Source organism: Streptomyces sp. NRRL F-5755, assembly GCF_001279365.1.
In the GTDB taxonomy this organism is placed as follows: domain Bacteria; phylum Actinomycetota; class Actinomycetes; order Streptomycetales; family Streptomycetaceae; genus Streptomyces; species Streptomyces rimosus.
In genome coordinates this window covers 39,344-48,196 of record NZ_LGCW01000296.1, presented here as the reverse complement: position 1 = coordinate 48,196, position 8,853 = coordinate 39,344, and the positions used below count along the sequence as shown (strand labels likewise).

Annotated in this window: 7 protein-coding genes; 5 read left to right on the top strand and 2 right to left on the bottom strand. The window is 68.6% G+C overall.

Annotated elements, in window-relative coordinates:
• Positions 1-333 precede the first annotated feature (333 nt).
• Positions 334-1,623: an FAD-dependent oxidoreductase gene (locus tag ADK86_RS32865; protein ID WP_053699890.1), complete on the top strand. Its 1,290-nt coding sequence runs from the start codon at positions 334-336 to the stop codon at positions 1,621-1,623.
• Positions 1,624-1,797: 174 nt separating this feature from the next.
• Positions 1,798-2,796 (top strand): zinc-binding dehydrogenase, encoded by a 999-nt coding sequence (locus ADK86_RS32860; protein WP_053699889.1) that lies wholly within the window; start codon positions 1,798-1,800, stop codon positions 2,794-2,796.
• A 139-nt stretch (positions 2,797-2,935) separates the two neighbouring features.
• On the opposite strand, the gene ADK86_RS32855 is transcribed toward ADK86_RS32860, so the two are convergent.
• On the bottom strand, positions 2,936-4,069 hold the full coding sequence (locus ADK86_RS32855; protein WP_234346166.1) for an aminopeptidase P family protein: 1,134 nt from the start codon (positions 4,067-4,069) through the stop codon (positions 2,936-2,938).
• A gap of 227 nt (positions 4,070-4,296) precedes the next feature.
• Here ADK86_RS32855 and ADK86_RS32850 point away from each other — a divergent pair, with 227 nt between their 5' ends.
• On the top strand, positions 4,297-5,169 hold the full coding sequence (locus ADK86_RS32850; RefSeq protein ID WP_053699887.1) for an AraC family transcriptional regulator: 873 nt from the start codon (positions 4,297-4,299) through the stop codon (positions 5,167-5,169).
• Between the two features lie 61 nt (positions 5,170-5,230).
• Here the strand turns inward: ADK86_RS32850 and ADK86_RS32845 are convergent, their stop codons facing one another.
• Complete coding sequence (locus tag ADK86_RS32845; RefSeq protein WP_053699886.1) at positions 5,231-5,668, bottom strand: nuclear transport factor 2 family protein; 438 nt, start codon at positions 5,666-5,668, stop codon at positions 5,231-5,233.
• Between the two features lie 1,142 nt (positions 5,669-6,810).
• On the opposite strand from ADK86_RS32845, the gene ADK86_RS45810 reads away from it, so the two are divergent.
• Positions 6,811-7,877, top strand: a protein-coding gene (locus tag ADK86_RS45810; protein ID WP_420718895.1) for an IS630 family transposase whose coding sequence is annotated in 2 segments (ribosomal slippage) — positions 6,811-7,309 and positions 7,309-7,877 — 1,068 coding nt in all. Because the reading frame shifts where the segments join, the coding sequence is not laid out codon by codon here.
• 79 nt (positions 7,878-7,956) lie between these two features.
• The gene (locus ADK86_RS45320; RefSeq protein WP_267888825.1) at positions 7,957-8,568 is read left to right on the top strand and encodes an SAVMC3_10250 family protein; all 612 of its coding nucleotides are present in this window, start codon (positions 7,957-7,959) and stop codon (positions 8,566-8,568) included.
• Positions 8,569-8,853 lie beyond the last annotated feature (285 nt).

The window sequence follows — 8,853 nt, the reverse complement described above, 5'->3', positions numbered from 1 at the left end:
CCGCCCGGACCGGCCGCCCCGCCCCCATGTCACGCTCCCACCCGTCTGCCCACCACCTTCCTGCCCGTCCCTGCCGCTTCCGCCCGCGCACCGCCGACTGACCCCATCGTGAACCACCCCACTGACAATCGCCCGAATCCAGCCCCTGACCAGCACAGATGCCTCGCCCCCGCACGCATGTCACAACCGCCGCCACCCCACTCGTCCCATGCGCAGGGACCACCAGCTACCCGACCACCCAGCCGCCGACCACCCCGCCACCCAGCCGCCCGATCACCCAACCGCCCGGCGATCCGCCCTCTACCGCTTCACCTCACCTCAAGGAGAACCACCATGCGACAAGCCACCAAGGGACGCCCCACCATCACCGTCATCGGAGGCGGCTTCGCGGGCCTGACCGCGGCCATCTCCTGCGCCGAGGGCGGCGCCGCGGTCACCCTCTACGAGGCGCACCGTTCGCTCGGCGGCCGGGCCCGTACGGCCGAAGGCCCGTACCGTACGAACGAGGGCCCGCACGCGCTCTACAACGGCGGCCCTCACTGGACCTGGCTCAAACAGCGCGGCCTCCTCAAGCCGCTCGCCCCGCTGCCGCCCCTACAGGCCACCCGCATCCGCTTCCACCGCGACGGCGTGCTGCGCCGCGTCCCTCCGGCCGGTCTGCTCAAGCTGCGCAGGCACAAGAACGCGCCGGTGGACCGGGACTTCTTCAGCTGGGCCGCCTCCCAGGAAGGCGAGGCGGCAGCACGCGCCGCCGCCCACTACGTCGGCGTCGCGACGTTCCACCACGACCCCGGCATGCTCTCCGCCGCCTTCGTCCAGGAGCGGCTGCGCCGTACCACCTCGTTCCCGCCCGAGGCGCACTACATCCGGGGCGGCTGGAGCGAACTGATCGCCCGTATGGCCGAACACGCGCGCCAGTTGGGCGTACGCATCGAGATCGGCGCGCGTATCGACGCACTGCCAGAGGACGGCCCGGTGATCGTCGCGACGCACCTCGAATCCGCCCGGGCCCTCCTCAAGGACGAGCGCCTGACCTGGGACAGCGCCCGCACGGTGCTGCTCGACGTCGCTCTGCGCTCCCGGCGCGGCGACCTGTTCGCCATCTCCGGCATCGACTTCCCTGGCTGGATCGAACGTTTCACCACCCAGGACCGCTCCCTCGCCCCGCGCGGTGAGGAACTCCTCCAGTGCCAGGTCGGCATCGGCCCCGACGAGAACCGCGCCGACGGCATCGCCCGCGCCGAGCGCCTGCTGGACGCCGGTTTCCCGCAGTGGCGCGAGCGCCTGACCTGGCGCCGCGAAGCGCTCTCCCTCGGCCGTACGGGCGCGGTGGACCTGCCCGGCACCACCTGGCGCGACCGGCCCGCCGTCGAGCACGGGGACGGCGTCTACCTGGCGGGCGACCAGGTGGCGGCGCCCGGCGTACTCAGTGAGGTCTCGTTCAGCAGCGCCCTGGAGGCGAGCACGCTGGCGCTCCGTTCCAGCAGGACCGATCGCGCGGCGCGGTACGCACCCACGAGCACCAGCGCTGGCACCGGCACCAACCCCAGTACCAGCCCCAGCCCCAGCAACACCACCGAGACCGACAGCACCATAACCACCCCGCACTCCAGGGCCTCGTGAGTCGGACGTGACGCCCCCCAAGAGGAGCGTTGACAGCAACCGACCTTGACCTCAACCAAAGTTGAGGCTCCAGAGTGAGGGCCATCGGTCCGGACGGCCTCGCCTCTACAGGCCCCGCCCTCAGACCGCCGTCCACCAGTACGCCCGCTCTATCGCCCTCCCCTGGAGACCACCATGCACGCGATCCGCCTGCACGCCTTCGGCCCCGCCGAGAACCTCGTATACGAGCGGACCGAGACCCCGCTGCCCGGCCCCGGACAGGTCCGGATCGCCGTGGCGGCGGCCGGCGTCCACCTGCTCGACACGGCGCTGCGCCAGGGCGTAGCGGGCGGCCCGGCCCCGCTCCCCGAGCTGCCGACCATCCCCGGCCGGGAGGTCGCGGGGACGGTCGACGCCCTCGGTGAGGGGACCGACCCCGCGTGGCTGGGCCGCCGGGTCGTCGCCCACCTGGGCATGAACCCGGGCGGCTACGCCGAGCAGGCCGTCGTCCATGCCGAAAAGCTCCACGACATTCCCGACAACCTGGACGAGGCCCAGGCCGTCGCCATGATCGGCACCGGCCGCACCACCATGGGCATCCTCGGCTTCACCGACCTCACCGCCGACGACGTCGCCCTCGTCCCGGCCGCGGCCGGCGGCATCGGCTCGCTGCTCGTCCAGTACGCGAAGAACGTCGGCGCCACCGTCATCGGCCTCGCGGGCGGCCCGGCCAAGGTCGAACGCGTACGGAAGCTGGGCGCCGACCTAGCGGTGGACTACACCAACGCCGGCTGGACCTCAGTGGTGCGCGCGTTCCTGGCAGTGCGCGCGCTCCCGGGCGCCACCGTCGTCTTCGACTCCGTGGGTGGCGAACCGGGCCGCGCCGCCGTGGACCTGCTCGCCCGGGGCGGGCAGCACCTCGTCTTCGGCTGGTCCTCGGGCAGCCCCCTGGAGTTCTCGGAAGGCGAGCTGGCCGAGCGCGGCATCACCTCCGAATCCGTACTCGGCCCCGCCATGCTGGCCAAAGCAGGCGGCGACAACCCGATGCGCACCCTGGAAACCGCGTCGCTCGCCGAAGCAGCAGCGGGCCGCCTCGTACCGGACGTACAGCGCTTCCCGCTCGCCGAAGCAGCGGCGGCACACCGGGCACTGGAGACCCGGGGAACGATGGGGAAGGTTGTACTGATTCCGTAGGGGCGGTGCGTGGCGGGGGCCCGGGGCGGGGGTGGACATCGCGGGCAGTGTGTGCCGCGGGGAGGAGCGCCGCGGACAGTGTGTGTGGCAGCCGATATGCACAGCTGTGCCCCCGCTCGCCTCACCGTTCCCTCCCCCCTCAGCTCACCACCCCCAACCCCTCCCGCTCACTGCCGTTCAGCCACCGTCCGCCAGTATCCGTGCACGTCACGATGTCTCCGATCCGCACGCCGAACCGCCCCGGAAGGTAGATCCCCGGCTCGATCGAGAAGCACATCCCGGGAACCAGCGGCAGTTGTTCGCCCTCCACGAGGTACGGCGGTTCGTGCGGTACGGTACCGATTCCCCGGCCCGTACGGTGGGTGAAGTACTCCCCGTAGCCCGCCGCCTTGATGACCCTGCGGGCCGCCCGGTCGATCTCCTGGCAGGCCGCGCCCGGCCGCACCGCCTCGAAGGCCGCCTGCTGCGCCTCCCGTACGACCTCGTACACCTTGCGCTCCTCGGCGGACGGCGGCGTCCCTACGCGTACGGTCCGGCCGGTGTAGGAGCAGTAGCCGTCCTTCAGGCCGGCGAAATCGAGCACGACCATGTCCCCGTCCTCGATGACCCGGTCGCCCGCCTCGTGCTGTGGATCGGCCCCGTTGGGGCCGGACCCCACCACCGTGAAGGCGACCGCCTCGTGCCCGTTTCCGGTGAGCAACCGCGTGATGTCAGCGGCCACTTCACGCTCCCGCCGCCCGGCGAAGCGCAGGCCCAGGACCGCTTCGTACGTGGCGTCCGAGGCCGTTGCCGCGGCTTTCAGCCGTGCCACCTCGTGGGCGTCCTTGACGGCGCGCAGCATCGGCAGCGCCTCTGTGACCGCGATATACGAGGTACCTGGCGCGGCGCGCTGCAAGGCCAGCAGGTCGCGTGCCCATGTCATGTCGGAGACCGCATAACGCCCGTTCGGAACCAGCCAGTTCGCCAGTAGGGCGTACGGGTCCGCCGCACCCGCCGCCCAAGCGGTCACCTCCAGCGCGTCCGCGCCGGGGGCCTGTTCCGCGACGGCCTTCTCGTGCGCGGGCACCAGCAGCTGGGGCCGCCGCTCCGCGGGCTCCGAGGTGGTGACCAGCGCGGTCACCAGCCCTCGTACGCGCGCGGGGGTGTATCCGCACAGCCACACCATCAGGGGCCCGGGCGTCACGATCAGCCCCGCCAGCCCGGCGTCCTCCGCGGCCCGGACCGCCCGCGTCATCCGCCGCTCGTGATCCACACGCCCCATCGAAGTCACCATGCCGGTGAACCTACGCCGTTGCACGTACCGCGCACCCGACGAAACACGCCACCGACGAGCACCCCGACCGAGCCCGCCCACACCCGATCACACCAGTCGGCCCCCGAACGAACTCGACCGCATTCGACCACCCCCTCCCCGATCGCACCCGACCGGACCGGGCACAAACTGTCGGGCCCGGCCACATGCGATCTTTCTAACGTGATGAGCAAAGGGAAGGAGGCCGGATGCTGGAGCGGCTGAACGAGGCCCTGGAACACATCGAGTCCCACCTCGACCAGCAGATCGAGGTGAGCGAGCTGGCACGGATCGCAATGACGTCGGAATACCACTTCCGTCGGATGTTCTCCGCGCTGGCAGGGATCTCGCTGTCGGAGTATGTCCGGCGCCGGCGGCTCACCGTCGCGGGGGCCGAGGTGCTCGCCGGGGAGCGGACGCTGCTGGAGATCGCGGTGCAGTACGGATACGGCTCGGGCGAAGCGTTCGCCCGCGCGTTCCGGGCCGTACACGGTGTGGGACCGGGCGAGGCCCGGCGGACCGGCGCCGCACTGCGCTCCCAGCCCCGGATGTCCTTTCGTCTCATCATCGAAGGGAGCAGCAGCATGCGATACCGGGTCGTGGAGAGGGAACAGTTCCACGTCATCGGCAAGAAGGCCCGAGTTCCGCTCGTGCACCAGGGCGTTAACCCGGCGATCGCGGACTTCATCCGCGGCATCGGCAAGGAGACCCTGGATCGGATCACGGCACTGTCCGACCAGCAGCCGGAGGGACTCGTCGCGGTCTGCGACGACCTCGACCCGAGCCGGGCGGAGGGCACCGAACTCGACTACTACCACGGCGTGGTGAGCGGCGCGCCCGCCCCGGACGACCTGGAAACCCTGGTCGTTCCGGCCGGCACCTGGGCAGTCTTCGAGAACTCCGGCCCGTTCCCCGAGGCGCTGCAGTTCCTCTGGCGCGACGTATTCACCCAGTGGTTCCCGTCCAACCCGTACCAGAGCCGGCCAGGGCCGGAGATCCTGCGCACCCGCTTGTCGGAGGATTCCTCACAGGCAGACGCGGAGCTTTGGATTCCGGTGGAGAGGGTGCGGGAAGCCGGGTGATGTAGCCCCGAAAGCAGCGCGCGAGACCACAAGCCACACCCAACCGAAACGCCCCATCCGGCTACCCGGCCTCCCCTTGCCCGGCCCGCCGCGAACGCTCATAACAATCATAGTTACGCTGAGCAACAATCCGGCCGTCGCGAAACTCCAGAAAAACCGCGATGCGAGCCCGCAGTACATGCCCGGAGGGCAGGTCCCCCAACGCCACCGCCAGCGTCCCGGCCCAGTCCACCTCAAGGGCCACCTGCTCACCCACCGCGACAGCATTGAGCACATCGAAACTCTGGCACCGCAACACACCGCGCCCCCGCTCAGCAGCCTCAAGGATGCCGGCCAGGTCCCGCACCGCCCCATCGGGAAAGAGGACGTTGGGGTACTCACGCTGCACAACATCCTCATGAAAGAACCCGGCCAGTTCCTCCCCGACAGCACCACGACCAACAGCCTGGTGATAACGAACCGCCGTATCCACAAGGGGATGCCGCTGCAGACCCGCCATACCCACCAGCCTAGAACGCCCCCCACCCCCGAACACCCAAAACGCAAACGCCCCCCCGGAAGACCTTCCGAAGGGGCGCCCCAATGCGTTTCGCCTGGTCAGCGAGAGAGCCCCCTGTCGGATTCGAACCGACGACCTACGCTTTCAAGTTGTCCGGTTGTGGTCCGGGGGTGTCTGCCATAGTCCATCCGCCGAGGTCAAGGCCACTGGCACTCCTCTGCGCACGTCCACGGACCACCGTGGAAGCGGAGACGATGGAGACCAGAATCGAGACCAAGGGGCTACAGCGGCTACACCTTGCCCTACATAGCACCCTGCCAGGGTTCAGGTCGGGCATGTTGGTGGGTAACTCGTGCGATGGCCAGCCAGCCATGTTCGGCCCGGTACTAACGGATACCAGTGATGCGATGACCTATCAGGTCGTCCCCAACCTCCCGAGGAGCAACGGAGGGGGAGGCCGACCCGCGCGAGCAGCTTCCCCGTAGTTCCGTCAGGTGCCCCAACTGACCGCCCAGGCAGCGAGCTCCGCGAACTTCCGTGCGGGGCAAAGAGCAACGGCACCCTGCTCTCTCCATGCTTGCCTTCAGCTTTCGACGCAATACAAGCTCACCAGCACGGCTTCCTTGCGTCAAGGATGTTCGCCTCGCCTACTCGCGAGGCCCCCAGCATCCGTAACCGCTCCCGGGCTGCCTGTTCGAGGACCACCGCGTGACACTGGCGTAGTGCGAAGGACTCGCCATCACACCACGCCTACCGCCCATCGGTAAGGGCAGTAGGCACATAAAACGATCTTGTGCAGGCAAGGAATACGCAGTGTGTCGCCCTCACACATCGCTCGCCACGCTAGCGTGGCGAGCGATGTGTGAGGGCGACACACTGCAGGGGGTAGCGGTGAGGGAGTTGCAGTACCTGTCGGCGGCCAAACTCGATGACTTCTATGACCGGCCTCGAAGGCCGGCCACTGGGCGAGCTGTCGAGGCCGAGGCACGTGTGGCTAGTTCAGGCGTTCGCTTCGCCCTGGGGGGAGTCCCGCCGACGCAGCCTTCCGACGCGGAGCGACTTGAGCGTGCTCTAGAGATCTTTAATGGTGGGGGTTACTGGAGGTCGTGACGGCCGTGGTGGTCTTCGCTATGCCGGTGGGCATGAGGTATCCGGATGGCGGCGGCCTGACCACGGAGGAGCGGGCCCGCCGTGAGCGAGTGCGGCTGGCGGCTGCCGAGATGATGGAGGCGGGGGCCAGCGACCGGGAGGTGGCCTGGCGGTTTCGGGTCACGCGGATGCCGGCGAACCGGTGGCGGCGTGCTCTGGCGGCCGGTGGGCGTGCGGCGTTGGCGTCCAAGGGCCCGGGCGGTGCCCGAAGCAAGCTCTCGGCGCGTCAGCTGGCGGAGCTGCAGCGGCTGTTGGAGGCCGGCCCGGCAGCACACGGCTGGGTGGATCAATGCTGGACCCTCGCCCGGATCGTGGCGGTGATCCGCTGCCGGTTCCGGGTTCAGTACACGCCTGCCGGAGCGGATCTGCCGCTGCACCGGCTGGGGTGGAGCGTGCAGGTGCCCGCCTCCCGGGCCACGGAACGCGACGAGGGGCGCATCGCCGCCTGGCGTGAAGAAGACTGGCCGGTGATAAAAGGACGGCGGGCGACCTGGGGGCCTGGCTCTGCTTCGAAGACGAGGCAGGTCAGGGGCTGAGGCCGCCCAAGGGCCGCACCTGGGGCCGACGCAGGAGCACTCCGGTCGTGCACGTCACCGCGGCCTGCACCCGCCGGGTGTCGATGGCCGCACTGATCGCCACCAAACCCGGGCACCGTCCCCGGCTGCTCTACCGCCTGCACGTAGACCGCGGCCCCCGAGGGGATCGCCGTAAGGGCTTCACCGAGACCGGCTATACCCGCCTCTTCGATGCCGCCCACCAGCAGCTCGGCGGCCCCCTCGTCGTGGTCTGGGACAATCTCAACACCCACCGCAGCCGCACCATGCAGCAGCTCATCGCGGCCCGCGACTGGCTGACGGCCTTCCAGCTCCCGCCCTACGCGCCCGAGCTCAACCCGGTCGAGGGCATCTGGTCCAGCGTGAAAAGGTCGCTGGCGAACCTCGCTAAGCACGGCATCGACGAACTCACCGCACTCGTGTGCACCCGCCTCAAACGCATGCAATACCGCCATGGCCTCCTCGAAGGCCACCTCGCCGGCACCGGCCTCAGCTTCGATCAGTAACCCCCACCATTAAAGATCTCTAGTTCATGTTCGACAGAAATGCTGGGCCAATACGGAGCAACCGGATACCTGCGTACAGCTGGGCGTCGGCGCCTGGTTGCAATCCCGAAGTTTCTTCCGCTACGGAGCTGCCGCAAGTAATGTGGGCCTGCACGATCGCGGTGTCTTCGCGTATGCCTCACTGGAAGGCAGTGATTGCCCTCATAGCAACAACGCGTTCTGCAGCCGGGTCCAAGTGCTGCTGTGTGGCTCGAAACAGCATGTACGGGATCACCGGGGCCACCCTCCCGCTCGGATGGGGTCGGGTTCGGATTGGCTGCACGCTCTAGCGGCAGATTTGACTGCTCGCGAAGGATACGGCGACACATCGCTACCCGAGCGACTGAATACCACATCTATTGACGACCAAGAGTTCGCCGCCCGATCCGCCTACTCTATGATTTCTCATTTTTACCGAACCCCTGGATACCTGAGCGGCCACGCTCGGGTGCTGTGCAACTTTCCCTCCGAGAGGTTACGGCACCGTCTTATCGTGGCGACCCCGCTGTACGTGGAGACAGGGCTGCAACCCACGCCTACCATCGAAGCCGGACAGGAGTCGCGGGTCGCCGCCCGCTGGCGGCACGCACTGCGGAATCGCCGACGTTTCGGCTTTCTGAACAGAGGAGGACGGTCAAGCTCTGCCGACTGAGCAATGGAGTTAGTAAGACGCGGCTCGCCTGCAGCCGATCCAACCCACAGCCCTTGGTTCGCCGCTGACGCCCGGCAGGCCACCCACTTCGATAACGTGCCGCCTCGAGTAAGGATCAGATTGGGGAGATAGGGTTCACAAAGCGCGACGCCGGACGGGACGAGCGCTGGCACGGAGCCTGGACGGTGCGATGGTAGCTAGTTTCGCGCTTAAAATGGAGGACCCCTCGGGATCGACTCCCAACTCAACAGTTACAGTAGAGCCGTTTTGTGTACCCCAGCAGGG

Excerpts from the sequence above, each read along its gene's own strand:
- ADK86_RS32865 (WP_053699890.1), top strand. The coding sequence starts at position 334 with ATGCGACAAGCCACCAAGGGACGCCCCACCATCACCGTCATCGGAGGC.
- ADK86_RS32845 (WP_053699886.1), bottom strand. The coding sequence starts at position 5,668 with ATGGCGGGTCTGCAGCGGCATCCCCTTGTGGATACGGCGGTTCGTTAT.
- ADK86_RS32860 (WP_053699889.1), top strand. The coding sequence starts at position 1,798 with ATGCACGCGATCCGCCTGCACGCCTTCGGCCCCGCCGAGAACCTCGTA.
- ADK86_RS32850 (WP_053699887.1), top strand. The coding sequence starts at position 4,297 with ATGCTGGAGCGGCTGAACGAGGCCCTGGAACACATCGAGTCCCACCTC.
- ADK86_RS32855 (WP_234346166.1), bottom strand. The coding sequence starts at position 4,069 with ATGGTGACTTCGATGGGGCGTGTGGATCACGAGCGGCGGATGACGCGG.